Source organism: Christiangramia sediminis (assembly GCF_020552705.1).
GTDB classification, from domain to species: Bacteria; Bacteroidota; Bacteroidia; order Flavobacteriales; family Flavobacteriaceae; genus Christiangramia; species Christiangramia sediminis.
The window spans coordinates 263315-287715 of record NZ_JAJBZG010000005.1; the positions used below are offsets into that span (position 1 = coordinate 263315).

The 24401-nt window shown below is 37.9% G+C and carries 27 protein-coding genes; 12 read left to right on the forward strand and 15 right to left on the reverse strand.

Features of this window, described 5'->3' with window-relative positions; translation table 11 throughout:
- The first annotated feature begins 61 nt into the window (after positions 1 to 61).
- On the forward strand, positions 62 to 2134 hold the full coding sequence (locus LGQ90_RS10540; protein ID WP_229340906.1) for a M13 family metallopeptidase: 2073 nt from the start codon (positions 62 to 64) through the stop codon (positions 2132 to 2134).
- Positions 2135 to 2189: 55 nt separating this feature from the next.
- Here the strand turns inward: LGQ90_RS10540 and LGQ90_RS10545 are convergent, their stop codons facing one another.
- Complete coding sequence (locus LGQ90_RS10545) at positions 2190 to 2549, reverse strand: YraN family protein (protein ID WP_229340908.1); 360 nt, start codon at positions 2547 to 2549, stop codon at positions 2190 to 2192.
- Positions 2550 to 2562: 13 nt separating this feature from the next.
- Positions 2563 to 3144 carry a hypothetical protein gene (locus LGQ90_RS10550; RefSeq protein ID WP_229340910.1) on the reverse strand — a complete coding sequence of 194 codons (582 nt, stop codon included), beginning with the start codon at positions 3142 to 3144 and terminating at the stop codon, positions 2563 to 2565.
- 123 nt (positions 3145 to 3267) lie between these two features.
- On the opposite strand from LGQ90_RS10550, the gene metG reads away from it, so the two are divergent.
- Together metG and LGQ90_RS10560 are read left to right on the forward strand one after the other, a co-directional pair.
- Positions 3268 to 5343 (forward strand): methionine--tRNA ligase, encoded by a 2076-nt coding sequence (gene metG, locus LGQ90_RS10555; protein ID WP_229340912.1) that lies wholly within the window; start codon positions 3268 to 3270, stop codon positions 5341 to 5343.
- 42 nt (positions 5344 to 5385) lie between these two features.
- On the forward strand, positions 5386 to 6288 hold the full coding sequence (locus LGQ90_RS10560; protein ID WP_229340914.1) for a histone deacetylase family protein: 903 nt from the start codon (positions 5386 to 5388) through the stop codon (positions 6286 to 6288).
- 66 nt (positions 6289 to 6354) lie between these two features.
- Here the strand turns inward: LGQ90_RS10560 and LGQ90_RS10565 are convergent, their stop codons facing one another.
- Positions 6355 to 6687: a single-stranded DNA-binding protein gene (locus tag LGQ90_RS10565; RefSeq protein ID WP_229340916.1), complete on the reverse strand. Its 333-nt coding sequence runs from the start codon at positions 6685 to 6687 to the stop codon at positions 6355 to 6357.
- 321 nt (positions 6688 to 7008) lie between these two features.
- Here LGQ90_RS10565 and LGQ90_RS10570 point away from each other — a divergent pair, with 321 nt between their 5' ends.
- The 7 genes from LGQ90_RS10570 to LGQ90_RS10600 are packed head-to-tail and all read left to right on the forward strand — an operon-like array spanning position 7009 to position 11665.
- The gene (locus LGQ90_RS10570; RefSeq protein ID WP_229342429.1) at positions 7009 to 8280 is read left to right on the forward strand and encodes a chloride channel protein; all 1272 of its coding nucleotides are present in this window, start codon (positions 7009 to 7011) and stop codon (positions 8278 to 8280) included.
- An 8-nt stretch (positions 8281 to 8288) separates the two neighbouring features.
- On the forward strand, positions 8289 to 8915 hold the full coding sequence (locus LGQ90_RS10575; protein WP_229340918.1) for a class I SAM-dependent DNA methyltransferase: 627 nt from the start codon (positions 8289 to 8291) through the stop codon (positions 8913 to 8915).
- Positions 8912 to 9241: an antibiotic biosynthesis monooxygenase family protein gene (locus tag LGQ90_RS10580; protein WP_229340920.1), complete on the forward strand. Its 330-nt coding sequence runs from the start codon at positions 8912 to 8914 to the stop codon at positions 9239 to 9241. Before LGQ90_RS10575 ends, LGQ90_RS10580 begins: the two co-directional genes overlap by 4 nt.
- Before the next feature lie 50 nt (positions 9242 to 9291).
- Positions 9292 to 9795, forward strand: coding sequence for a hypothetical protein (locus tag LGQ90_RS10585; protein WP_229340922.1), 504 nt, complete (start codon positions 9292 to 9294; stop codon positions 9793 to 9795).
- 44 nt (positions 9796 to 9839) lie between these two features.
- Positions 9840 to 10793, forward strand: coding sequence for a hypothetical protein (locus tag LGQ90_RS10590; protein ID WP_229340924.1), 954 nt, complete (start codon positions 9840 to 9842; stop codon positions 10791 to 10793).
- Between the two features lie 48 nt (positions 10794 to 10841).
- Entirely contained in the window at positions 10842 to 11189 is a 348-nt protein-coding gene (locus LGQ90_RS10595) for a hypothetical protein (protein WP_229340926.1), read from the forward strand.
- A gap of 47 nt (positions 11190 to 11236) precedes the next feature.
- On the forward strand, positions 11237 to 11665 hold the full coding sequence (locus LGQ90_RS10600; protein ID WP_229340928.1) for a DUF4174 domain-containing protein: 429 nt from the start codon (positions 11237 to 11239) through the stop codon (positions 11663 to 11665).
- On the opposite strand, the gene LGQ90_RS10605 is transcribed toward LGQ90_RS10600, so the two are convergent.
- A complete protein-coding gene (locus LGQ90_RS10605; protein ID WP_229340930.1) occupies positions 11662 to 12129 on the reverse strand; it encodes a CBS domain-containing protein in 468 nt (155 codons plus the stop codon). The genes LGQ90_RS10600 and LGQ90_RS10605 overlap by 4 nt on opposite strands.
- A 123-nt stretch (positions 12130 to 12252) precedes the next feature.
- Between LGQ90_RS10605 and LGQ90_RS10610 the strand changes: the two genes are divergently transcribed.
- On the forward strand, positions 12253 to 14574 hold the full coding sequence (locus tag LGQ90_RS10610; RefSeq protein WP_229340932.1) for a M20/M25/M40 family metallo-hydrolase: 2322 nt from the start codon (positions 12253 to 12255) through the stop codon (positions 14572 to 14574).
- A 1-nt stretch (position 14575) separates the two neighbouring features.
- A complete protein-coding gene (locus LGQ90_RS10615; protein WP_229340934.1) occupies positions 14576 to 15382 on the forward strand; it encodes a Rossmann-fold NAD(P)-binding domain-containing protein in 807 nt (268 codons plus the stop codon).
- On the opposite strand, the gene LGQ90_RS10620 is transcribed toward LGQ90_RS10615, so the two are convergent.
- The 11 genes from LGQ90_RS10620 to sufC all read right to left on the reverse strand — a co-directional run bounded on the left by LGQ90_RS10620 (position 15383) and on the right by sufC (position 24388).
- A complete protein-coding gene (locus tag LGQ90_RS10620) occupies positions 15383 to 15943 on the reverse strand; it encodes a hypothetical protein (protein ID WP_229340936.1) in 561 nt (186 codons plus the stop codon).
- A 154-nt stretch (positions 15944 to 16097) separates the two neighbouring features.
- On the reverse strand, positions 16098 to 16823 hold the full coding sequence (locus LGQ90_RS10625; protein ID WP_229340938.1) for a hypothetical protein: 726 nt from the start codon (positions 16821 to 16823) through the stop codon (positions 16098 to 16100).
- A 68-nt stretch (positions 16824 to 16891) separates the two neighbouring features.
- A complete protein-coding gene (hflX, locus tag LGQ90_RS10630) occupies positions 16892 to 18115 on the reverse strand; it encodes a GTPase HflX (RefSeq protein WP_229340940.1) in 1224 nt (407 codons plus the stop codon).
- A 126-nt stretch (positions 18116 to 18241) separates the two neighbouring features.
- Positions 18242 to 19147: a DUF3078 domain-containing protein gene (locus tag LGQ90_RS10635; RefSeq protein ID WP_229340942.1), complete on the reverse strand. Its 906-nt coding sequence runs from the start codon at positions 19145 to 19147 to the stop codon at positions 18242 to 18244.
- A gap of 2 nt (positions 19148 to 19149) precedes the next feature.
- Positions 19150 to 19662: a DUF2480 family protein gene (locus tag LGQ90_RS10640; RefSeq protein ID WP_229340945.1), complete on the reverse strand. Its 513-nt coding sequence runs from the start codon at positions 19660 to 19662 to the stop codon at positions 19150 to 19152.
- A 9-nt stretch (positions 19663 to 19671) separates the two neighbouring features.
- Entirely contained in the window at positions 19672 to 19995 is a 324-nt protein-coding gene (locus LGQ90_RS10645) for an iron-sulfur cluster assembly protein (RefSeq protein WP_026914726.1), read from the reverse strand.
- A gap of 1 nt (position 19996) precedes the next feature.
- On the reverse strand, positions 19997 to 20419 hold the full coding sequence (locus LGQ90_RS10650) for a SufE family protein (RefSeq protein WP_229340947.1): 423 nt from the start codon (positions 20417 to 20419) through the stop codon (positions 19997 to 19999).
- 37 nt (positions 20420 to 20456) lie between these two features.
- The gene (locus LGQ90_RS10655) at positions 20457 to 20888 is read right to left on the reverse strand and encodes a hypothetical protein (protein WP_229340949.1); all 432 of its coding nucleotides are present in this window, start codon (positions 20886 to 20888) and stop codon (positions 20457 to 20459) included.
- Between the two features lie 89 nt (positions 20889 to 20977).
- A complete protein-coding gene (locus LGQ90_RS10660; RefSeq protein ID WP_229340951.1) occupies positions 20978 to 22216 on the reverse strand; it encodes an aminotransferase class V-fold PLP-dependent enzyme in 1239 nt (412 codons plus the stop codon).
- 24 nt (positions 22217 to 22240) lie between these two features.
- Positions 22241 to 23557, reverse strand: coding sequence for a Fe-S cluster assembly protein SufD (gene sufD / locus LGQ90_RS10665; RefSeq protein WP_229340953.1), 1317 nt, complete (start codon positions 23555 to 23557; stop codon positions 22241 to 22243).
- A gap of 78 nt (positions 23558 to 23635) precedes the next feature.
- The gene (sufC, locus tag LGQ90_RS10670) at positions 23636 to 24388 is read right to left on the reverse strand and encodes a Fe-S cluster assembly ATPase SufC (RefSeq protein WP_229340955.1); all 753 of its coding nucleotides are present in this window, start codon (positions 24386 to 24388) and stop codon (positions 23636 to 23638) included.
- Between the last annotated feature and the right edge of the window lie 13 nt (positions 24389 to 24401).

Below are 24401 nucleotides of genomic sequence, written 5' to 3' on the forward strand. Positions count from 1 at the left end.
CTTTGATTTTTTGGCAGATTTTTTACTTTAGCCGGCATATTTATATTTATCAATTAAAACAATGAAAAAAATAAACAGATTTCTTCTTTTGTCAATAGTAGGAGCCGGACTTTTAACGGCCTGTGATGACGAAGATAAAAAAGTTGAAGAAAAAGATGATCAGGTCCATGGTATTAATCTTGCCTATATGGATACCACAACTACTCCCAAAGAGGACTTTTTCCGTTATGTGAATGGAACCTGGCTGGATAGCACAGAAATTCCAGACGACCGTACCCGTTGGGGAAGTTTTGACGAATTACGTCAAAGAACCGATGAAGATGCGCTGGCACTTTTAGAGAAGACCGCTAACAGTGATAGCCTGGACGGGTCTACAGACCAGGGCAAAGCTGTTTTCCTTTACAAGAGCATCATGGATACGGTAAGTAGAAATGAGCAGGGTGTGGAGCCGGTTAAGCCGTATTTGGCAAAAATAGACGCTATTCAGTCTAAGGAAGATCTTCAGGACTTCCTGGTAGAAATGAGTGAATATGGTAGCGCCGGATTCTTTTCATTTGGCGTGGGTGCCGATAGCAAGAATTCCGATATGAATGCTGCTTATCTTAATCCATCTGGTTTAGGTCTTCCGGAAAGAGATTATTACCTCACCCAGGATTCAGATTCTAAAGATAAGAGAGAAAAGTATAAAGCCTATATCGCAGACATGCTTCAGTATATAGATTATTCTGAAGAAGAAGCTTCAAAAGCTGCTGAAACTATTCTGGCTTTTGAAACTAAACTAGCCGAACCTCGTTTGGATAAAGTAGAACGTCGTGATGCTAGAAAAACTTATAACCCAATGACCATTGCCGAACTTCAAAAAACGACTCCGGCAATGCAGTGGAAAGAATATTTTGATGGAATTGGAGCTAAAGAGCTTGATACCATTATCGTTTCTCAGCCAGGTTATATGAAAGCGCTACAGGGAATTTTTGCTGAAAACTCAGTAGAAGACTGGAAGACTTATTTAAAATGGGATCTTTTTAATAGTGCTGCATCTTCATTAACTACAGATCTGGAGCGTGAATCATGGGAATTCTATAGCAAAACTCTTGGTGGAGCTAAAGAACAGAGACCTAGAGATGAAAGAGCACTTGGAAGCATAAATGGGGTTCTTGGTGAAGCTCTTGGTAAATTGTATGTAGAAGAGCACTTCCCGGCGGAAGCGAAGGAGAAAGCTCAGGAGATGGTTGCAAATATTCTGAAAGCTTATGAGAATAGAATTAACAATCTAAGCTGGATGAGTGAAGACACTAAAAAGAAAGCACTGGAAAAACTGAGTACTTTCAATGTTAAGATTGGATATCCGGATGAGTGGAAAGACTACAGCGATCTTGAGATCGTAAGCCCTGCTGATGGAGGTTCTTATTTCCAGAATATGCTGAACGCCCAAAAATGGAGAGTAGCCGAAAATATGGCAGATCTCGGAGAACCCGTAGATAAAACAGAATGGTTCATGTCTCCTCAAACCGTAAATGCATATTACAATCCTCGCTATAATGAGATCGTATTCCCGGCGGCTATTCTACAACCTCCATTTTATGATTACAAAGCCGATGCCGCTGTAAATTATGGTGGAATTGGAGCTGTGATCGGGCATGAGATCTCTCACGGATTTGATGATAGCGGTGCTCGTTTTGATGCTGAAGGAAACCTCAACAACTGGTGGACAGAGAAAGATCTTGAGCAGTTTGAAGAGCTTGGGAACGATCTTGCTGAACAATACAGCGCTATTGAAGTTATGGACAGTGTGTACATCAACGGAAAATTCACTCTTGGAGAGAACATTGGTGACCTTGGAGGTGTAAATGCCGCATATGACGGACTTCAGATTCACCTTGAAGAAAATGAGAATCCCGGAAAAATTGATGGATTTACTCCGGAACAACGTTTCTTCCTTTCCTGGGCTACAGTTTGGAGAACTAAAATGCGTGAGGAAGCTTTAAGAAACAGGATTAAGACAGACTCACATTCTCCTGGCATGTACAGAGCCTATGTTCCACTTCAAAATATCGATGCGTGGTATGACGCATTCGCTATTGAAGAGGGTGATGCTATGTACGTGAAACCAGAAGAAAGAGTAAGAATCTGGTAAGATATTATTAAAGATAATTGAAAAAAGGCTGGTCTTGGACCGGCCTTTTTTATTTTTAGAAATACAAAAATGCATCTTGAATATGCTCAATCTTAGTTCCCGCTTTGTTTTTAATGATCGCAATAATATCAAATCTCACATCAACATCTAAGTCCTGCTCTTCAACATAATGATTCACCGCCTTCACCAACTGCTGAATTTGTTTGGGTTTTACAAAATCCTGGGGATTCCCGAACTCGGGAGTACTTCGGGTTTTTACTTCCGCAGCAATTAAGGTATTTGCCCTTCTGGCAATAATATCTACCTCGGCTTTTTGATAGCGGTAATTCAATTCAAGGATCTCGTATTCCTTCAGCCTTAAATATTCCACAGCCAGCTTCTCCCCTTTTTTCCCAAGTTCGTTATGCTCTGCCATGATCTACTTTTTTCTATATCGCGTAATTAATAACAATAGATCCCACTTTAAGATCTAGAGCTTCGATCTCTTCAGGAGTAGCATCTATAATCTTATCTCCATAGAATTTATTGGCAGGCTTATTTCCAGGACTTAGAAATACTCTTAATCCACTTTTTTCAAGTTTTCCGCCATTCCAGTCTACCGCACCGCTATAATCCCATCCAAAACCGTAAAAAGAGATATTCTTTCCGTTCATTTTATTAAGCTCGGCATAAGTTGTTCCTATATCTACTCCTGTTGCAGATTTCCACTTCCCCTTATTGGAATATCTAAGGTCGTGTATCCTGGTTCTATTCTTATCCTGCCAGGTGATATGTAATTCATCGGCGGTTTCGGGATATAGAATGGTATATGGCCTTTCATCTGTGCCTTCTTCAAACATATCTGTGCCCTCCGCAATATTCGCATCGGGATAATTTTGAGTAAGATCATCAGAATTCATTCTTTCAAGATTCTCCACGGTATATTTATAAGTACTTCCGGAAGTTCCTTTTTTCGCAGAATTACAGGCAGCCATTAAGACTACTGTTACAATTAAAATTATTTTACGCATTTCGAGTTGATTTTAGGTAAAAGTAGAAAGATATTCCGCAGGCCTTTTGCCTTTTACAAGAATTTAACGCGTATTCAAACACCTTTGCTTAACTTTACGGCTCTTAAAAAAGGACTTAGAATAATGAACAAAAATCCTCAGAGATTTACGATTACAGCGGCCTTGCCATATACTAACGGGCCTATTCATATTGGACATTTGGCCGGCGTTTATGTTCCGGCAGATATTTATTCCCGCTTTCTTCGAATGCAGGGGCACGATGTTGCCTTTGTTTGTGGTAGTGATGAGCACGGTGTGCCAATTACCATCAAAGCGAAAAAAGAAGGAGTTACTCCGCAGGATGTAGTCGATAAATACAACGGGATCATTAAAAAGTCCTTTGAAGATTTTGGGATAACATTTGACAATTATTCACGTACTTCAGGAAAGACTCATCATGATACGGCTTCGGCATTTTTCAAAAAAATGTATGAGGATGGTAAATTCATTGAAGAATCTACCGAGCAATTGTACGATGAGGAAGCAGGACAATTTCTTGCCGATAGGTTCGTGACCGGAACATGCCCAAAATGTGGAAACGAAGAAGCTTATGGTGATCAGTGCGAAAGCTGCGGAACTTCCCTAAATGCAACAGATCTTATAAACCCAAAATCGGCCATTACCGGGGCAGTTCCTACTTTAAAGGAAACCAGGCATTGGTTTTTACCCTTAGATCAATATGAAGATTTCCTAAAAGAATGGATTTTAAAAGGACATAAATCAGATTGGAAATCTAATGTATATGGTCAGGTGAAATCCTGGATAGACGACGGGCTTCGAGCCCGGGCGGTAACCCGTGACCTGGACTGGGGAATTCCTGTACCTGTTGAAGGCGGCGAGGGCAAAGTGCTATATGTATGGTTCGATGCTCCTATTGGTTATATCTCATCTACCAAAGAATGGGCCGAACGTGAAGGTAAAGACTGGGAGCCCTACTGGAAAGATGAAAATACCAAGCTGATTCATTTTATAGGAAAGGATAATATCGTCTTTCACTGTATCATTTTTCCGGTGATGCTGAAAGCTCATGGAGAATATATACTTCCGGAAAATGTTCCCGCCAACGAATTTCTGAACCTGGAAGGAAAGAAACTTTCCACTTCCAAGAACTGGGCGGTATGGCTGCATGAATACCTGGAAGACTTCCCGGGTCAACAGGATGTTTTAAGATATGTACTGACGGCAAATGCTCCGGAAACAAAAGATAATGACTTTACCTGGAAGGACTTCCAGGCTAGAAATAATAATGAACTGGTGGCCATCTTCGGAAATTTCATTAACCGGGTGGTGGTGCTAACGAATAAATATTACGACGGAATTGTTCCTGAACCGGGAGCCTATTCAGAAGTGGACGAGAAAACCATCGCTGAATTAAAAGCCTACCCGGCGGTAATCGCTAGCTCTATTGAGAGATATAGATTCAGAGAGGCTCAGGGTGAATTAATGAACCTGGCCAGGCTTGGGAATAAATACCTTGCTGATGAAGAGCCCTGGAAACTGATCAAGACCGATGCAGAAAGAGTAAAGACAATCATGTATGTAGCGCTTCAGATCGCTTCAGCTTTATCAATTATCAGTGAACCATTCCTCCCATTTACCTCAGCGAAACTGAAAAAAATGTTGAATCACGTGGGTGAGAATTCAGATAATACGCCAGACTGGGATATTATAGGAACGAAAGAAGCCCTTATTCCGGGAGGACATCAGATCGGAAAAGCTGAATTGCTTTTCAGTAAGATCGAAGATGAGCAAATGGAAAAACAACTGGAAAAATTAGAAGCTACTAAAACAGCGAACGCCATGGAAGACCAGAAAGCAGAACCACAAAAAGATATCGCCACTTTTGAAGATTTCACCAAAATGGATCTTCGTGTTGGAACCATCATTGAGGCTGAAAAAATGCCTAAAACCAAAAAACTAATGGTTTTAAAAGTGGATACGGGAATAGATAAAAGAACCGTGGTTTCAGGAATCGCTGAACATTTTAAAGCCGAAGATATCATCGGGAAGAAAGTGACCGTTCTGGTAAACCTTGCTCCAAGAAAGCTTCGCGGAGTAGAAAGTGAAGGCATGATCTTAATGACCGAAAATGCTGAAGGAAAGCTGGTATTTGTGAATCCAGATGAAGATGGCGTTAAAAGTGGAACAACGATAAATTAATAATAAACCTCCAAGGTTTTAAAAACCTTGGAGGTTTTCTCTATGCTCAAAATAGCCTTTCACCCGATCTATAAACATCCCCTGCCGGAAGGCCACCGCTTTCCCATGGAAAAATATGATCTGCTGCCGAAACAGCTCTTGCATGAAGGTACCTGTAATCAGGCTAATTTCTTTCAACCGGATTTTCCTGAAAAAGAGCCCATATTAGCGGTACATGATAAAAGCTATTATAACCGACTTCGAAATTTAGAATTATCTAAAAAGGAAATACGAGTTTCGGGATTTCCACTTTCTCAGGCATTAGTAGACCGTGAGCAGATCATTGCTGATGGAACCATTAAAGCCTGTGATTATGCGCTAGAAAATGGCATTGCGATGAATATTGCGGGTGGAACTCATCATGCTTTTTCTAACAGGGCTGAAGCTTTTTGCTTGCTGAACGACCAGGCGATTGGAGCACGATATCTTCAGAAAAAAGATTTGTCCAAAAAGATCCTAATCGTGGATCTAGATGTTCACCAGGGTAATGGAACTGCCGAAATTTTTAAAAATGACGATTCCGTATTCACCTTTTCCATGCATGGAAAGGGAAATTATCCCTTCAAAAAGGAAAATTCTGACCTGGATATTGAACTGCCAGATGGAACCAGGGATGCTGAATATCTTAAAAAATTAAAATCTACCCTCCCCGATCTTATAGAAAAAACCAGTCCCGATTTCATATTTTATCTCTGCGGCGTGGATATTCTTGATACCGATAAACTGGGCAGACTTTCCTGCTCTATTTCAGGTTGTAAAGAAAGAGATCGTTTTGTTTTACAAACCTGTCATGATCTTAAAATTCCTGTAGAATGCAGTATGGGTGGTGGTTATTCTAAAGAGATCAAACTCATTATCGAGGCTCATGCAAATACCTACAGACTGGCGCAGGAAATCTATTTTTGAAAAGGTTGATAATTAAAAAATAAATACCCCGCTGCTAGCGGGGTATTTTATTTTAAAACAGGTCTATTACTTCCCCAATAAAAGTAATTCATGGCATACCACCTCGGTAATATATCTTTTTACCCCATCCTTATCTTCGTAGCTCCGGCTGGTAAGTTTACCTTCAATTCCCACTTCTTTGCCTTTAGGGACATAATTTTCAACCAGTTCGGCAGTTTTACCCCAGGCAACGATATTGTGCCATTGCGTATCGGTTACTTTTTCTCCTTTAGCATTTTTATAGCTTTCATTTGTGGCTACTGAAAATTTTGCCAGTTTCTTTCCTGATTCAAGATTTACGATCTCAGGCTCATTACCTACATGTCCAATCAATTGTACTGTGTTTCTTAAAGTGCTCATAACTATAGAATTTATTGCAGCTGAAAATCATTCGTTCATTTCAACAGGACAAAGATGTGACAGCTTCAAAGCTTTATTCGTCTGGAAAGTATTTGTATGTGTTTACTTTCGTTTGTAAACGTTTAAAAATGGATAAGTTCCCGAATCCATTGGTTTTGTTTAAAAAAATAATTCTTAGAACGATCTTCATATTGAGCTTATAAATTACTTCTAAACTAATCCTATAAACTTTCAGCCTCTATTTCATATATTTAAAGCCCACATTTAAAAATGTGTCTAGCTTTTATAACAAGAGAACTACTCTATTTTATTCCAGGAAAAGTGAAATTAAAAAGAAGAAGAAAACTAGTTAGCTATTTAAATATTCTAGATCAACCTGTAAGATTTAATCCCTTTCTTTTTAGTCGCTCTTTTCTATTATGGGCACTGCTTGGATTAATGGGAGGAATAATAGCCGGAATATACTGGATAGGCCTTGAATTTTTAACTCACAGCCTGGCCTTTTTTGATGGCTGGCAGGTAATTCCCGTTATGGCAATTTGCGGTTTACTGGCAGGACTAATTATTCATTTTATCGGTGATCCTGGAGAGATAGATTTAATTGTAAATAATGTTCGCTTTAATAAAGGAAAGCTGGATCCTAAAAATAATCCCTCCATGATACTTTCCTCGTTGTTGTGTGTGGCGTCGGGAGGAAGCCTGGGACCGGAAGCTCCGCTGGTGCAGGTCACGGGCTCTACGGGAAGCTGGTTGGGCAAGATTTTCAGACTTAAAGGAGAAGAGTTAAGATCTTTAAGTATTGCGGGGATGGCCTCAGGTTTTACTGCGCTTTTCGGTGCCCCGCTAGGCGGAAGTTTATTTTCTCTGGAAATTCTTCACCACAAACATGCAGTTGAATATTACAAAGCCATTATTCCAGCTTTTGTGGCAAGTTGTTTTAGTTATCTGGTGTTTGCATTGATCATACACCTGGGATTAGGGCCCATCTGGAATTTATCTGCCTACGAGTATTCAGGGATTTTTGATTTTGGATATGCGGTTCTATTCGCAATTATTGGAGCTTGCTTGGGATGGGCATTTATTTTCTGCACTAAATTTTTTAAGGCTCTTTTTGATCGCCAACCCATACCAATTTATATTAAAACTTTAATTGGCGGAATTTGTCTTGGAATCATAGCATTTTATTTTCCGTTAACCAGGTATTTTGGACATCATGAGATCAATGAGCTTTTAGGTGGAGAATTCACCTTAACGTTACTAATTGCCATTCTGGTTTTCAAAATTATTGCAATTGCGATAACGGTTACTTCCGGTTGGAGGGGAGGATTTATCATTCCGCTTTTTTTTGTGGGCGCAACCCTGGGAGTGATAATAAACCAGTTGTTCCCCTCTGTTAATCTGTCTCTGGCAGTGGTTAGCTGTATGGCAGCAATAAATACCTGTGTAACCAGAACTCCAATGAGCACCACGATCTTACTGGCCACTTTAACAGGTTTCGGACATTTTATCCCAATCCTTTTTGCAAGTTTAACCGGCTATTTTCTAGCGCCAAGATTAGCTTTTATAAACTCACAAAGGGATATAACTAATTAAATAAGCTTATGAGTATTGAAAAAGCTTACGATCAATGGTCTTCACAATATGACCATAACAAGAACCTGACTCGTGATCTGGATAAACGGATCACCCGGGACAATCTGGAAAATTTAGTTTTCAATAGTGTATTGGAACTTGGCTGCGGTACGGGAAAAAATACCGAATGGCTCCAAACCAAAGCTTCAAAAATATTGGCGGTAGATTTTTCAGAAGAGATGCTTGGAATCGCCAAGAAGAAGATCAACAGCGAAAATGTCATTTTTCAAAAGGCTGATATTACTCAAAACTGGGACTGGTCTATAGAGAAATATAACCTTATCACCTGCAACTTAATTCTGGAACATATAGAAGACCTTGAATTTATTTTTAAGCAGGCATTTTCGAAACTGAATAAGGACGGATACTTTTTTGTATCTGAATTACATCCTTTTAAACAATACAAAGGCACCAAGGCAAGATTTGATTCCGAAAAAGATGGACTAATTGAACTTAAAACTTATACCCATCATATTTCAGAATTTTTCGATGCCGCCCGGTCGGCAGGTTTTCAGCTTAAAAAATTCAATGAATATTTTGATGAGGATAATAATGAACTTCCCAGAATATTAAGTCTCTTATTTCAAAAAGTATGATCGCAACAATGCCAAAACCGCCCTATTATGCGGTGATATTTACTTCTTTATTGAAAAAGGATCAGGAAGGATATGCTGAAATGGCTGAAAAAATGGAGCAGCTCGCGAAAGAACAACTAGGCTACCTGGGTTTTGAATCGGCCAGATCAGAAATAGGGATCAGTATATCCTATTGGAAAGATCTCGCAAGTATTCAGGATTGGAAAAATAATTCAGATCATCTTTTAGCTCAAAAATTAGGAAAAGAAAAGTGGTATAGCTCCTACCATATTAGAATTTCAAAGGTTGAAAGAGCTTATGAATTTAATACAAAGGAAAACAATTAACGCAACCTTTTCGTTTTTATCCCATCTATCTATTGAAACATCCTTAAAACATGAAGAAGTCTGTCCTTTTATTCCTTGCCTGCCTCCTGCTGTTTTCCTGTAGTAAATCTGACGATGGCGAAAATCCAGAAAATACTGATTATATAGTCTATCAAAATTCTACTCTTGTTATTAACGAAACGGAGAATGGAACTTTTATTGAGGTGGGCGAGGGAGATAAACTGGTTTTTGAATATAAATTTTCCACGGAAGGGCGACCCGAAATTGCTGATGATGAGTTTACCGAAGTTGTCTATTTTGAGTTAGATCAAAATACCGGGGATTTTACATTGGATGAGTCCGACTTTGAAAAGGCCAGAACCTATCTGGGTAGATTTTGCTTTTGTGGAAACACGGGATTTTTCCAGGTGACCTCAGGGATTATTGATGGCGAAAAAACGGGAGATCTTCGATGGAATGTAACTTTAGATGTGGAAGCATTGATCGAAGCAGAAAATGATATTCCGGAAACAAGCTTCGAGGTTCAGGCGTCAGGAACATTTAGACCTGAATAATATTGTTTCTATTATAAACCTAATAATCAACCTAAGCTCTTTATATGAAAACCATTCTCAAATATTTATTTTTATTTACAGTAATTTCAATTCAAAGCTGTAGCGATGATGATGATTCAGATTGTTCTGCCAGACTTTGTGCAGAGGGATCTGCACTATTAGAATTCAAAATTGTGGATATTGAAACCGGAGAAAATATTGCGGGGAGTATAATTTCAGGTCCCGAAATAGAAGTTACTAATACCTCTTCAGGTGCTGAAGTGAATTATGACTTCATTACCGAAAATGATTTAAATATTCTAAGAATTAGAACCGCTAACAGTTCAGAGTACAGCATCCAGTACGGAGAGGAAGAAATTTTCAAACTTTCAATAGATGCAGAAATGATTACCGAAGGTTGTTGTTCTTCTACAAAGATCAATGAGCTAAGTATTTCTGGTGCCGATTTTGAAATTGAAGAAGAAACCGGAATTTATATTATTAAGAAATCAATAAGGCCACATCTTACTTCCGGAGAAAGTCTTGATAATTACCATGCATTTTTTGAAAATTCAAAACTTCAGATTGAGCCTGATGAAAATGCAGATTCTTATAACGAATTGCTGAAAATCGATGTTTTGGGAGGAGAAAAATTGGTTTTTAAGCTATTACAATATCAAAACCCAAACGAAATGGTAGCCGATGATGAGGTTACTAAAATTGTCTATTTCGAAATAGATCCTGCAGATACAGAATTCACGTTGAATCCTGATAATTTTGATGAAGCTAAAGCGGTGATAGGTTCATCGGCAAGCGTTAGTTATATAAAATATATTACAGAAGGAGAAATTACAGGAACCAAAATATCTGATGAGGAATGGCAAATCGCTGTAAATGTTTCTGCTGGCGATGAAGAGGAACAATTTAATACTACTGTGGAAGAATCGAAAACTAGTTTTACTAAAAGCATCTATGAAGACGTTTGGATGCCGATCTTTCAAACACATGTTTTCAACTAGTTTTATTTTCCTGTTTCCGTGTAATTAAGATTTTAACTATATTTCAATATGGAAAAATCTTGCCCGGAATGCGGAGAGAAAATTATAGGCCGGACCGATAAGAAGTTTTGCAGCGATTATTGCCGAAATGCCTATCATAACCAAGCGAATAAGGATTCCACTAAACTTATAAGGAATACAAACAACCTGCTTCGCAAGAATTATCGTATTCTGGAAGAATTAAATCCAAATGAAAAGACCTCCGTTTCCAGAACCAAACTACTCTCCAAAGGCTTTAACTTTGAGTACTTTACCAGTATCTATATTACAAAAACAGGAAATCAGTATTTCTTCGTGTACGACCAGGGTTATTTAAAGCTGGAAAATGACTTTTATGCTTTGGTAAGAAGAAATTAGTATTCGTTTGAAATAAAATATGCCTTCCTGTTCTTATCTTATAGATCATGAAAAAATTATTAATCTTCGTTCTTACTTTAATTACCTATTCAACCATGACCTCACAATCTATAGCTGATTTTCAATGGAAAAACAGGTTAATAGTAGTTTTTACAGATTCTATAAATTCTCAAAAATTTCAGGAACAACTGGAGCTGTTTAAAAACGAAATGGATGGATTTAATGACCGGAAGCTAAAGTTAATTCATCATCTCCCACATAAAAAGCAAATTGTTTTACCTGAGGTATCAGAATGGCAGGATTCCAGTTTTTATAAAAAGAATAAAAAAAAGAAAGCAGCAGATTTTGAAGTCATCCTTATTGGATTGGATGGTGGGGTCAAATTAAGGCAATATAGGCTAGTTGAAACCAAAGAAATTTTTGATCTTATAGATTCCATGCCCATGCGGCAGTCAGAAATTCGTGAAAATAATTAATAAGTCCAGGTGTTTCCTCTAAGTTTTATCGCTGCTCTTAAGACATCTCTCTGACTTATTTGTCCTACCAGTCTACCATTTTCAACAATAGGAAAACGCCTGAACTTTAATTCTGTGAACTTTCTTGCTGCCTCCAGAACATTCATATTGCCATCTATAGTTTCTACTTTTTTTACCATACGTTTTCCCACGGTGAGATCACTCATTGGCATATTATAATAACGACTGTCTGAAATCTCTTTCACACAATCACCTTCAGAGATCATCCCCAATAACTCCATTTTCTCATTTACTACACAACCGCCGGATATTCCATGTTTGATAAGTTTTTCCATCACATCCATGATATTTTCAGATTCTGTGAAGGTTACCAGATGCTCTGTCATATAATCCCTAACTGAAATTGGTGTTTCAGCAGGTTTTTCTGGGGCTGCACGCTTACCCATAAAACTTTTGATACCCATATTGTATGTTTTTGATTACTAATTACTTAAATATAAGGATTTTTACTTTAGTGAGGACTACCGTAAATTCATTGCCGATTAATAAAAAACTTATTTAACTTTAAGACTTCTGAATCTAAATTCATGAATAACAGATTTACCGGCTTAGTTGCCTTTCTCCTGATCATTCTCGCTGTCTGGCTAAGTTTTAATTTTGACCAACCTCATTTTGAACCCGATTCCTCTAAAAATTTAACTGAATTTTCTACTTCCCGGGCGTTTGAACATGTGGAAGCGATTGCAAAAGAGCCACATTATGTTGGCAGTCCTGCTCATAGCAAAGTGAGAAATTATATTGTAGATCAACTCCAAAATATGGGACTTGAAGTACAAACCCAGGAAGCTTACCATCTTAATAAACATGGAGTTCTGGTCAAGCCGCAAAATATCCTTGCCAGAATTAAAGGTACTGGCGATAGCAATGCCCTCGTTCTAATGACACACTATGATAGTGCCATGCATTCGTCTTTTGGCGCAAGCGATGCCGGTAGCGGAGTTGCTACCATTCTGGAAGGCTTACGGGCCTTTCTTGAAAAAAATACAGAACATGCGAATGATATAATTATTCTTTTTACCGATGCCGAAGAATTAGGATTGAACGGTGCTGGACTTTTTATAGAAGATCATCCCTGGGCTGAAGATGTAAAACTTGCCCTGAATTTTGAAGCCCGTGGCAGTGGTGGGAATCCTTTTATGCTCCTGGAAACTAATGCTAAAAATGCGCGTTTAATTGAAGCCTTTCAGGAAGCAGGAGTTAAATATCCCGTGACCAACTCCCTTGCCTACAGCATTTATAAAATGTTACCGAATGATACAGATCTTACTGTTCTAAGGGAACAGGGAGATATCAACGGCTATAATTTCGCTTTTATAGATGATCATTTTGATTATCATACCGCTACCGATCTCCCAGAAAACCTGGATAAAGAAACCCTGGCACATCAGGGCAGTTATTTAATGCCACTTTTAGATCATTTTAGTAATACCGATATAGAAAATCTTTCCAGCGACAGGGACCTTATCTATTTCAGTCTGCCTTTTGGTGAATTTGTAAAATATCCCTTCAACTGGATCACCCCAATGCTCATCCTGGCGATCATTCTTTTTATGGCTCTGCTTATTTACGGCTTACGAAGGGACAGATTGAAGGTAACAGGAATATTTAAAGGTATTATACCAATGATTTTAAGTCTAATCCTGGCCGGACTTCTGGTTTGGGCTTTTTGGAAATTTTGCCTGTTCATTTATCCAGAATATTCTGAAATGGAACATGGATTCACCTATAATGGCTACTGGTATATCGCTATTTCCATATTCCTTGCGCTAGCAGTTTGTTTTATAATCTACCATTTACTTCGGAAAAGTCTTAGAACGGCATCGGTATTTATTGCCCCACTCCTTCTCTGGTTGGTGATCTGCGGACTGGTTTCTGTTTATCTCAAGGGTGCTGCTTATTTTATAATTCCGGTCTATTTTGGATTAGTTCAGCTTTTTGTGATGATTCGTCAGGAAAAACCAAATCGAATTCTGATGGTGATTCTCTCTATTCCTGCTATTTTTATTTTACTCCCGTTTATCTGGAGCCTGCCAGTCGCGCTGGGTCTAAAGATGCTTTTTGTTACCGCAATACTTACGAGTTTATTGTTTTTCCTTTTTCTGCCTTTATTCGGATATTTCAGACGTTTGAAATCCTTTGCGGTTCTTTGTTTTCTAGTATTTAATGTGCTTATCTTCGTGGCACATTATTATTCTGATTTTGATTCGGAAAGACCAAAGCCCAACAGTCTTGTATATTTACAGGATCTGGATGAAAATACTTCGACCTGGTATTCTTATGATAGAATAGTCGATGAATGGACCTCAGAATTTTTTGGGGAAGATCCTGTTGAAAGTTCTCATACTGAATCTAACTTTAGCAGTAAATATGGAAGTAGTTTTACTTTTAAAGCTGAAGCTCCTTCCATACAAATTCCTGAACCAGGAATTATTATTGAGAAAACCGGAGCAGATAGTTTAAAAAATCAGGCTTATTCCTTAAAAATCGCTCCCAACAGGAAGATTAACAGAATGGAGATCTATGAAACAAAAGATGTTGATTTTAAGGAATTCAAAGTAAACGGCTTAGAAGCAGATGAAGTCTATCTGGGCAGCAATGCATTTCATATGTTTAAAAGACGCTGGAGAGAGCGTTTATTGACTTATTACGCGTCCAATCAGGACACCTTAAGGATAGAGTTCAGCATTGAAAAAGGTGATCTGCCAGAATTTATTTTATATGAATCGGCTTACGATCTTATAGGAAATAAAGATCTAAACGTAAAACCAAGACCAGCAGGCATGATCCCCAGGCCTTTTGTGCTTAATGACGTTACTATTTTAAAGAAAACAATTAGAATTAAAGACTGAGATGAAAATATCAATATTAGGATGCGGCTGGTTAGGAATGGAACTGGGAAAAAGACTTTACAAAGAAAACCATGAAGTGAGAGGTTCGGTTACCCGAATGGAAAAAATGAGTGAAGTCCGCGATGCTGGTATGATTCCCTATTCCATCAAGTTATTTGAACGGGGAATTCAGGGAGACATACGTTCTTTTCTTTCGGGAATTAATATTCTTATCGTAGATGTGCCACCGGGATTAAGAAAAAACCCTGAGATCAATTTTGTAAAAAAAATAAAGAAACTGATTCCATATATCGAAAAATCATATGTTCAGAAGGTAATTTTTACCAGTTCCACTTCGGTCTATGAAGATACAGAAGATTTTAAGCAATATGATGAAACTGCAAATACCAATAATTCTGAGAATACCTCGATTCAACTAAGAAATGTGGAGTTATTGTTTTTAAATAATGAAAGTTTTAACGCTTCCATTCTAAGATTTGGTGGCCTTATTGGCGAAAAAAGGCATCCAATCTCCCATTTAGCAGGAAAAACCGGAATAAAAAATCCTGAGGCACCCGTTAACCTGGTACACCAGGAAGATTGCATTGAAGCAATTCTAAAGTTGATGGAAAAAGAAAAGGATAATTCTATCTGGAATGTGGTCTATCCGGAACACCCAACTAAAAAAGAATATTATACCAGGATCGCAGCAGAGCGAGAACTTGCAACCCCTGAATTTGATGATTCAGAGGCTTCAAAAGGGAAAATAATAAGTTCAGATAAACTTAAAAAAGATCTGAATTTTAAATTCTCTAAGCCCATTTATTAATTATTGTACTTTAAGTTTGAATTCACCCGTAATATTTTTTGATTGAGATTTATCATTGGCATTGTAAACCATAATATCGAAATTACCTTTTAAATTTTCTCCATCCCATAAGGTAATTTCAAGATAGCCGTCTTCTCCGGTATCATAAAGGGAATACCAGGAAATACCAAAATCGAAAAAATTACAGTTATTTTTCTGTTCTTTCCCGGTCTTATAAATTCCTTCGCCATTAAAGTTTTCAATATTACCTCCCAGTCTTTGCAATTCATTAGAACTTGTTTCTTCCATTTTTCCCCAAAAACTCAGAGAATGATATAATTCACCAGAACGTGAATATCTGGCAACTAATTCGGCACCTAATTTCTTTTCACTTTGGTTTTTTGTTCCAGCTCCAAAAATTATATCCCTGGTTCCTAATTTAAGGTAGATAAATTCTTCATAATTTTCAGTATTTATTGGTTCTGAATTTTGTTGAATTTCATCCGGAGATAGATCATTGTCATCTGCCTGGCAGGAAATAAAAAGAAGAGAAACTAAAAAGAATTTGATAAGAATACGCATGGCCCCCAAGTTTAAATTAAACTTCTGTAGGGTCTTATAACATAAGAATATACAATTTTAATTACTGATTATCAGTTCATTACGTATTTTTTAGTTGAATTGAATAAAATTTCGGTTTAAAAACAAAGTCCACATTTGAGTGTAGTAATTTTAATCACTTAGAATATGCTTCGGCATAAGGAGACCATATTTCATAAATAGGATCGCCTTTTGAACTTTTACCGGAATGATGCCATTCCCCGTCTTTTACTTCATAATCGAATTGCAGACTAGCTCCTACTCTATTTTTATCTCTGGAGAACAAATCGATATTTTCAGAATATTTTCCATTTTCGGCTGAGTAATTTCCAGCACCGGTACCGTAGAATTCTCTGGTTGCTGAATTGAAGGCCACCCATTGGAATCTTTCTCCACCAAGAATTTTTATGGTGCGACGATCGCCGGGTTTCATAGTGTTCATCTCTCCGTCTCTTTGTCTACCGGTGATCACCCAGTTTCCATCAAGATCATTTTGTTCTTTTGAGATTCTTTTCCAGAGCTGAACTGAATTTACCTCATTTATCTCAATAGTATTTTCATCAATAAATTCCAGTTTTGGGTCTGAAGTTTGGCCCACGAGTTCCGGTGATTTTGTATTAAAATCCAGCATTACTGAATAATCTTCAGCATTATATTCGCCTCCCAGGGCCCATAAAAATTCATTGGAATCTGTTACTTTGGCGGCTTCAGCAAAGTAATCGTCCTGGTAGATCCTTATAACTTCTTTATTAGTAAGGTTTTGACCATTCTCTTCGGTAAGTTTCCAAGAACCATCGAGAGATTGTGCGGTTGTGCCAAGGCTTAATGCGGTAAAAACTAAAAGTATATATAGCTTTTTCATATCTATAAGTTTTTGATTCCCATAAATTTAAAAAGATACTTTCAAAAATCAGTTAAAGTTTTACCAAGCTATTCTTTCTCCTCACCGTATTTATCGTATTCCGGATACAGAAAGTTATTGTAAGGAAATCTGGTAATATGAATTTCTCTAACCGCCTCGTATACTTTTTTGCGAAAATGCTCCATATTCTCCTTATTAAGAGCAGAAATGAAAAGCGCATTATCGCCAACACGGTTCATCCATGTTTTTTTCCATTCTTTAAGGGTATAATGAGCTGAAGTTTTTTCTGTCATCAGGTCATCCTCTTCGATCTTTTCTGCTTTATAAGTATCGATCTTATTAAAAACCATGATGGTGGGTTTGCCAATAGTTTCAATTTCGGTAAGGATCTGGTTTACAGAATCTATATGATCTTCAAAATTTGGATGTGAAATATCTACTACATGTAATAGAAGATCTGCCTCTCTCACCTCATCCAGTGTTGATTTAAACGACTCTACAAGCTGCGTAGGCAACTTTCTTATGAATCCAACCGTATCACTTAACAAGAACGGCAGGTTGCGTATAACCACCTTTCTAACGGTTGTATCCAGAGTTGCAAAGAGTTTATTCTCGGCAAATACCTCACTTTTACTAATAACGTTCATCAAGGTAGATTTACCTACGTTGGTATATCCAACCAGAGCAACACGTACTAACTGTCCCCGGTTACCCCGCTGAACTTCCATTTGCTTATCAATGGTTTTCAGCTGTTTCTTTAAAAGGGAGATTTTATCACGAACGATCCTACGGTCAGTTTCGATCTCCGTTTCTCCGGGACCACGCATACCAATACCACCACGCTGTCTTTCAAGGTGAGTCCACATACCGGCAAGTCTGGGAAGCAAATATTCATATTGTGCCAGTTCTACCTGGGTTCTCGCATAACTGGTCTTTGCTCTTTGTGCAAAAATATCCAGGATTAGACCGGTCCTGTCCAGGATCTTACATTTCAATATCTTTTCAATATTCTTTTGCTGGGCAGGAGAAAGTTCATCATCAAAAATTACGGCCCCTATATCATTCTCATCAGCGAATTCCTTTACATCGTTCATTTTCCCGGAACCTATAAAGGTCTTTGGGTCCGGGCGATCCAAACGCTGTGAAAATCTCTTGATAACTTCCCCACCGGCAGTATAGGTAAGGAACTCCAGTTCATCCAGATATTCCTCCAGTTTATCCTGGTCCTGATCTTTGGTAACTATACCAACCAGTACAGTTCTTTCGTAAGATAAATCGGTCTTTTCAATCATAGGTGTAAAGATAATCAATAGAAAGCTACTGTATTAACAGCTCGCCTACTTCAACAAAAATTTAACTGAAAAGGCCTGCATATATTAAAATACACAGGCCTTATAATATTATAGGTTCGGTTTGATCTAGAATCCGAAATTAAATCCTACCCCTAGTACCTCCCTGATCTGAAAGGCTCCAACAGCATTATCATCATAAATTGCCTGAAAGATGAAATTGGCAGAAAGATAGTCGTTGATGCCCATTTCAAGATTCAGCAAATAATCTATATCTATGTTTGCCGGTTTGTCTAAATAATTTGAATAGAGCGCAAGAGAATGTTCCATATTTACATTTTCCAGTATTTCGTAGCTTACAAACCCGCTTAGCGAAGCACCAAATTCATATCGCATGGATTTTCCCTGATCTACCCCAAAATAATCTCCATCTATATATCCTTGAATAGAAGTAAAATCTTTATCCACGAAAATGAATCTTGCCGTGGCAGGAGCAAGATTTACCACAAAATTATCGGTCTTTTTGTACATAATGCCAGGCCCGGTTTGTAAATATCCCGGGGACATAAAATGGGTAGTCTCTGTACGTGTAGTTTCTCCAGTTTCGGGATCTTCTCCAAATTCATATCCCTTTGCAAACTGGGTTCTAAAGTTCAAAAACCAGGAATAATAAAAATTAGTCTCCTCTATTTGTTTGCCGGCGATGGAATTCAATTCCAACCTGTCACTGGTCTTTCTTGCAAATTCATCTCCCTTCACCTTGGTTAGCCCGTAATTTGCAATGATCTTGTTATCCCATGTGAAATCATCCTTGCGATAATTAAATTGATAATTTACCGTTAGATTCCCGGCAATACTGGAGGTTCCTCCACCGGTCCATTCTTTATTAAAGGCTGATTGGTTGAAAAGCAACTGGATATTTCCTTCTTTAGTCCAACCGTTTGGGGGTATGGAATCTTTTTTTTCTTCTTCCTGCGTAAATGCTATTCCAGAGCAAAGAAGCAATGAAAATGCAAATAGTAAAGTTCTATTCATTTCTATTTTTTTGATTGTTTGTATAAAGGAACTGATGAACATGCTTCTCCATACATAAGGCTTTTCACAACGGGTTGTAATTTATTTATCAGAAAAATATAAGCATTTTTGGGTACTGGCCTGTTTGAACAACCCTTAATAATAACCGATTTATCTGTTAAATCTGAAACATCTAATTGCTCAATAATTTCCTGATATAGATGACTTTCAAGAATTTCCAGATCACCTATAACTACTTTTTTTGCGTAAGGCTCAAGGTAAGTGCTTACCAGCATATATGCCCAGGCAGGCACGATCGCATCTGTAGAACAAGTAAGCGCCACGAACTTATCCTGGTATTGAGACCAGTCATGTTGTTTAGCATACTCCCTGAAATCCTTTTCTTTTAAAACAAATCCTTCATAAAGCCACTGGCTAAGATCAAAAAGAAACCTTTCCCCTTTTGGATAGTGATCCTCAAGGTTAAAGGTTATCAGTTTACTTTGAGCGACCCGATTTAATATCTCTTCCGCCATAATTTCAAATTATAAAAGTCCCAGTTCCAGCTTGGCGCCTTCACTCATAAGGTCCTGACTCCAGGGCGGATCAAAAGTGATCTCCACCTCAGCATCTTTTACCATATCCAGAGACTTTACTTTTTCCTCCACTTCCAGTGGAAGAGTTTCAGCTACGGGACAGTTTGGAGTGGTAAGAGTCATTAGGATCTTCACATCATAATCTGTACTCACCATCACATCGTAAATAAGCCCCAGCTCATATATATCTACCGGAATTTCCGGATCATATATGGTTTTAAGAACAGTTACGATCTTCTCCCCTAACTCCTGTGTATTAATTTCCTGTTCCATCTTAGTTCAATTGCGTTTGGTATGCCAATGCATACATTTTTAGTTGTTTGATCATACTCACCAAGCCGTTGGCTCGTGTTGGAGATAAATGCTCTTTTAAGCCAATTTCATCAATAAATTTGGTGTCGGCTTCAATAATTTCTGAAGGATGTTGTTCTGAAAATACTCTAATAAGAATTGCCACGATACCTTTAGTGATTATAGCATCACTGTCTGCCGTGAAAGCAAGTTTATTTCCTTCAAGTTCAGCATGAACCCATACTTTACTTTGGCAACCTTTGATCAAATTCTCGTCAATCTTATATTTTTCGTCAATAAGAGGAAGAGACTTTCCCAGCTCTATCATATATTCATAGCGCTGCATCCAGTCATCAAACATTGAAAACTCATCAATTACCTCCTGTTGTTTTTCCTGAATCGTCATATTTCAATTTTACACAAAAGTACAATAAGAAGAAGTGCTATTCAACATTTTCTGCCAATCTTAAAATAGCCTCCACTAATGGCTTTACTTCTGCCGGCGGATTACCGTGATCGAATGAATTAGTCTTAAAAATGGTATCATTCTTACGCACACTCAGGAGCGCATGAAGGGCGGCATCTGATGCTCTGGAGTCTGATGGAGCTTTTAATTTGCTCATTTCTGAAATATCGATATTTTGAGCAGTATTCACCAGAGAATTCCACTTTGCTGGAGTGATATTATTTGAATTTTCATTAGAATTCAAACCTGTACTTTTTACCTGAATTTTATCAGGAGTTACGGTATATATGGTTGAAGAACCCCGGGTAAAGGTTTCGTAGGTAAAGGATTCAATTGAATCTATTTTCTGGTTGGAACAATTATTAGTAGAGAAGAACATCATTATAAGGACTAAAAAAGAAATTTTCATATCTATATTCTTTATGGATTTATGACATATTACAAAAAAAGGCACCGCAAGGGTGCCTCTTTAAAATTTAATTAACTGAAATAGTATTCCTATTGTAGCATCATTTTGGCCTTTTTCAATGCATCGATGAAAAGGTCAATTTCATGAAAAGTATTATAAAAAGAGAAGGATGCTCTAACGGTTCCTGGAATCTTAAAGAAATCCATCACGGGTTGGGCACAATGATGTCCGGTACGCACCGCAATTCCCATTTTATCCATTAACGTGCCTATATCATAAGGATGTAAGCCTTCAATATTAAAAGAGATAACAGCCGTTTTTTCAGCAGCTTCACCGTAAATTTTTACGCCATCAATTTTTTTGAGTTCATTGGTAGCGTACTCTAAAAGTTCGTGCTCGTATGCCGCAATTTCATCAAATCCAATTGCATTCATATAATCTATTGCAGCACCAAAAGCGATTCCACCACATATATTAGGTGTACCGGCTTCAAATTTATGCGGAAGACCCGCATAGGTAGTTTTTTCAAAAGAAACAGTAGCGATCATTTCACCTCCACCCTGATAAGGTGGAAGTTTTTCCAGCCACGCTTCTTTTCCATAAAGGATACCAACTCCTGTTGGACCACACATCTTATGCGCTGAAACAACATAAAAATCCATGTCCAGTGCCTGTACATCTGCTTTAATATGCGGAGCGGCCTGCGCTCCATCAATCAGAACAGCCGCATCTACAGAATGGGCTTTCTCAATCACAGACTTAATTGGATTTACCGTACCCAGGGCATTTGAAACATGATTAAGAAATACCAGTTTTGTATTAGAACTAATAAGTTTCTCAAATTCTGAATAGACAAGTTCTCCCTTTTGATCCATAGGGATCACCTTAAGCTTAGCCCCGGTCTTTTCACAAAGCATCTGCCACGGAACGATATTGGAATGATGTTCCATTGCCGAAACCAGGATCTCGTCACCTTCTTTCAGAATAGAAGAAAATCCGCTGGCAACCAGATTAATTCCATGAGTGGTACCCGATGTAAATATGATCTCATGGGCTTTTTCCGCATTAAAATGCTTCTGGATCTTGATCCTCGCCTGCTCATATTTATCGGTAGCTTCCTGGGATAAAGAATGCACGCCCCTGTGAATATTGGCGTTATAATTAGAATAATAATCCACGATCGCATCCATCACCTGCTTAGGAGTCTGCGCCGTGGCGGCATTATCAAAATAAACCAAAGGATAGCCATTAACCTTGCGGTTAAGTATTGGAAAATCCTTTCGGATCTTTTCAACCTCAAAAGTATTTGTTTGAGTTTGCTGACTCATCCTTAAAGTTTTTTTGAATTTATATTAAAGCTTATTAAAACCCAGATCTACCTCTAGTTTTGAAGCGATCAGTTTGTTAATTCTCTTCTTAACTTCAGGGATTTTAACGCTTTCAAGTACATTATTAGCAAATGCATACATCATCAATCCACGAGCTTCCTTACGAGGTATCCCTCTGGATTGTAAATAGAACAATGCATCTTCATCCAGCTGCCCTATAGTACAACCGTGGCTACAAGCTACATCATCTGCAAAGATCTCTAACTGAGGTTTTGAATTGATAGTTGCTTTATCATCTGCCAGGATATTGTTATTAGACTGATAGGCATTGGTTTTCTGAGCTTCTTTCTCCACCAAAACTTTTCCATTGAAAACCCCGGTAGAACTATCTCCGAAAATCCCCTTGTAATCCTGGTGACTCTCACAGTTTGGTTCAATATGATGAACCAAAGTATTGTGATCTACATGCTGTTTACCTTCAATGATAGTAACTCCTTTCATGGTAGAATCTATACGCTCACCTTTCTGGTAGAAATTCAGATTGTTACGCGTAAGTTTTCCGCCGAAAGAAAAAGTATGCACAGAAACGTGACTCTCATCTTTCTGCTCCACGAAAGTATTATCAATCAAGGAAGCGGATGCATTATCATTCTGAATTTTATAATAATCAACAATCGCTCTTCTATCTGCAAAGATCTCGGTTACAGAATTGGTAAGCACCGGGTGATCTGTAAGACTTTGATGTCTTTCAATGATCTGGACATGAGAATTCTCTTCCACTACTACCAGATTTCTTGGTTGAAGCATTAAAGAAGATTCATTCCCGGTCGCGAAATTCACGATCTGTATAGGCTTATCGGCCTGCTTATTCTTATGAATATGAATAAAGGCTCCTTCTTTGGCAAACGCAGTATTTAAAGAATTTAAACCCGTTTTAGGAGCTATTTTATTAAAGTAATTGTCTATTACCGGTCTGTATTTATCCTTAGTTAATGCAGACGACATCAGGCAAACATCGATCTTCTCATGTGTTGTTTGAGACAGGTGTGAAGAATAGATCCCGTCAATAAAAACAAGGTCATAGGTATCAATATCGTGGATCAGATATTTTTTGATATCACGATAATCAATGGCATCTTCTTTTTTTGGAAATACGCTATAATCATGTTTCAATATAGTATTGAGCGAAGTATATTTCCAGTCCTCCTCCTTTTTACTGGGAAAACCAAGGCTTTCAAAGTCCTTGATCGCCTGATTTCTAATGGAGTCCATTCCATTATCAGGTTCCAGCCCTTCTTCAAAGGCTAAAAATGATGAGATAAGTTTATCTTTTAATTCCATTCTTTTCAATTTCGTGTTCAAGATTTAAAGTTCAAGATTCATTTAGTCTGAAATCCTGAAATTTGAATACTGAATTATTTAAACGGCTTTCTCTGGCTTTACCCAATCATAACCTCTTTCTTCCAACTCGTGAGCCAGTTCTTTTCCACCTGACTTCACGATCTTACCATCTACCATTACATGTACAAAATCTGGTACGATATAGTTCAATAATCTCTGGTAATGAGTAATAAGCAACACAGCATTATCTTCTCTTCTAAGCTTGTTTACCCCATTGGCAACGATTTTAAGTGCATCTATATCAAGACCCGAATCGGTTTCATCAAGAATAGATAATTTGGGATCTAATATCGCCATCTGAAAGATCTCATTTCGCTTTTTCTCACCTCCTGAAAATCCCTGATTAAGAGAACGCGATAAAAATTTACGATCTATTTCCAGCATTTCAGACTTATCACGGATCATTTTCAGCATTTCATTTGCCGGCATATCCTCTTTTCCATGAGCTTTACGCTGAGCATTAATAGCCGTTTTAATAAAGTTTGTTACCGAAACTCCTGGAATTTCCACTGGATATTGAAAAGAAAGAAAAATGCCTTTATGAGCTCTTTCTTCAGGATCCATTTCACGAAGATCGGCTCCTTCAAAGATCATCTCCCCATCAGTCATTTCATATTCTTCCCTTCCTGCAATTACAGAAGAGAGTGTACTCTTCCCCGAACCGTTAGGTCCCATGATTGCATGAACTTCTCCCGGATTGATCTCAAGATCAATTCCTTTAAGGATTTCCTTATCTTCTATGCTGGCGTGTAAATTCTTTATTTTAAGCATGTTTATCAATTCT

Coding starts and splice junctions, on each gene's coding strand:
- LGQ90_RS10565 (WP_229340916.1), bottom strand. CDS start 6,687: ATGAGCACTTTAAGAAACACAGTACAATTGATTGGACATGTAGGTAAT.
- LGQ90_RS10635 (WP_229340942.1), bottom strand. CDS start 19,147: ATGAATAGAACTTTACTATTTGCATTTTCATTGCTTCTTTGCTCTGGA.
- LGQ90_RS10545 (WP_229340908.1), bottom strand. CDS start 2,549: ATGGCAGAGCATAACGAACTTGGGAAAAAAGGGGAGAAGCTGGCTGTG.
- LGQ90_RS10590 (WP_229340924.1), top strand. CDS start 9,840: ATGAAAACCATTCTCAAATATTTATTTTTATTTACAGTAATTTCAATT.
- LGQ90_RS10595 (WP_229340926.1), top strand. CDS start 10,842: ATGGAAAAATCTTGCCCGGAATGCGGAGAGAAAATTATAGGCCGGACC.
- LGQ90_RS10605 (WP_229340930.1), bottom strand. CDS start 12,129: ATGGGTATCAAAAGTTTTATGGGTAAGCGTGCAGCCCCAGAAAAACCT.
- LGQ90_RS10550 (WP_229340910.1), bottom strand. CDS start 3,144: ATGCGTAAAATAATTTTAATTGTAACAGTAGTCTTAATGGCTGCCTGT.
- LGQ90_RS10645 (WP_026914726.1), bottom strand. CDS start 19,995: ATGGAACAGGAAATTAATACACAGGAGTTAGGGGAGAAGATCGTAACT.
- LGQ90_RS10660 (WP_229340951.1), bottom strand. CDS start 22,216: ATGAGTCAGCAAACTCAAACAAATACTTTTGAGGTTGAAAAGATCCGA.
- metG (WP_229340912.1), top strand. CDS start 3,268: ATGAACAAAAATCCTCAGAGATTTACGATTACAGCGGCCTTGCCATAT.
- LGQ90_RS10600 (WP_229340928.1), top strand. CDS start 11,237: ATGAAAAAATTATTAATCTTCGTTCTTACTTTAATTACCTATTCAACC.
- LGQ90_RS10540 (WP_229340906.1), top strand. CDS start 62: ATGAAAAAAATAAACAGATTTCTTCTTTTGTCAATAGTAGGAGCCGGA.
- LGQ90_RS10560 (WP_229340914.1), top strand. CDS start 5,386: ATGCTCAAAATAGCCTTTCACCCGATCTATAAACATCCCCTGCCGGAA.
- hflX (WP_229340940.1), bottom strand. CDS start 18,115: ATGATTGAAAAGACCGATTTATCTTACGAAAGAACTGTACTGGTTGGT.
- LGQ90_RS10585 (WP_229340922.1), top strand. CDS start 9,292: ATGAAGAAGTCTGTCCTTTTATTCCTTGCCTGCCTCCTGCTGTTTTCC.
- LGQ90_RS10650 (WP_229340947.1), bottom strand. CDS start 20,419: ATGACGATTCAGGAAAAACAACAGGAGGTAATTGATGAGTTTTCAATG.
- LGQ90_RS10575 (WP_229340918.1), top strand. CDS start 8,289: ATGAGTATTGAAAAAGCTTACGATCAATGGTCTTCACAATATGACCAT.
- sufD (WP_229340953.1), bottom strand. CDS start 23,557: ATGGAATTAAAAGATAAACTTATCTCATCATTTTTAGCCTTTGAAGAA.
- sufC (WP_229340955.1), bottom strand. CDS start 24,388: ATGCTTAAAATAAAGAATTTACACGCCAGCATAGAAGATAAGGAAATC.
- LGQ90_RS10640 (WP_229340945.1), bottom strand. CDS start 19,662: ATGGCGGAAGAGATATTAAATCGGGTCGCTCAAAGTAAACTGATAACC.
- LGQ90_RS10580 (WP_229340920.1), top strand. CDS start 8,912: ATGATCGCAACAATGCCAAAACCGCCCTATTATGCGGTGATATTTACT.
- LGQ90_RS10610 (WP_229340932.1), top strand. CDS start 12,253: ATGAATAACAGATTTACCGGCTTAGTTGCCTTTCTCCTGATCATTCTC.
- LGQ90_RS10620 (WP_229340936.1), bottom strand. CDS start 15,943: ATGCGTATTCTTATCAAATTCTTTTTAGTTTCTCTTCTTTTTATTTCC.
- LGQ90_RS10615 (WP_229340934.1), top strand. CDS start 14,576: ATGAAAATATCAATATTAGGATGCGGCTGGTTAGGAATGGAACTGGGA.
- LGQ90_RS10625 (WP_229340938.1), bottom strand. CDS start 16,823: ATGAAAAAGCTATATATACTTTTAGTTTTTACCGCATTAAGCCTTGGC.
- LGQ90_RS10655 (WP_229340949.1), bottom strand. CDS start 20,888: ATGAAAATTTCTTTTTTAGTCCTTATAATGATGTTCTTCTCTACTAAT.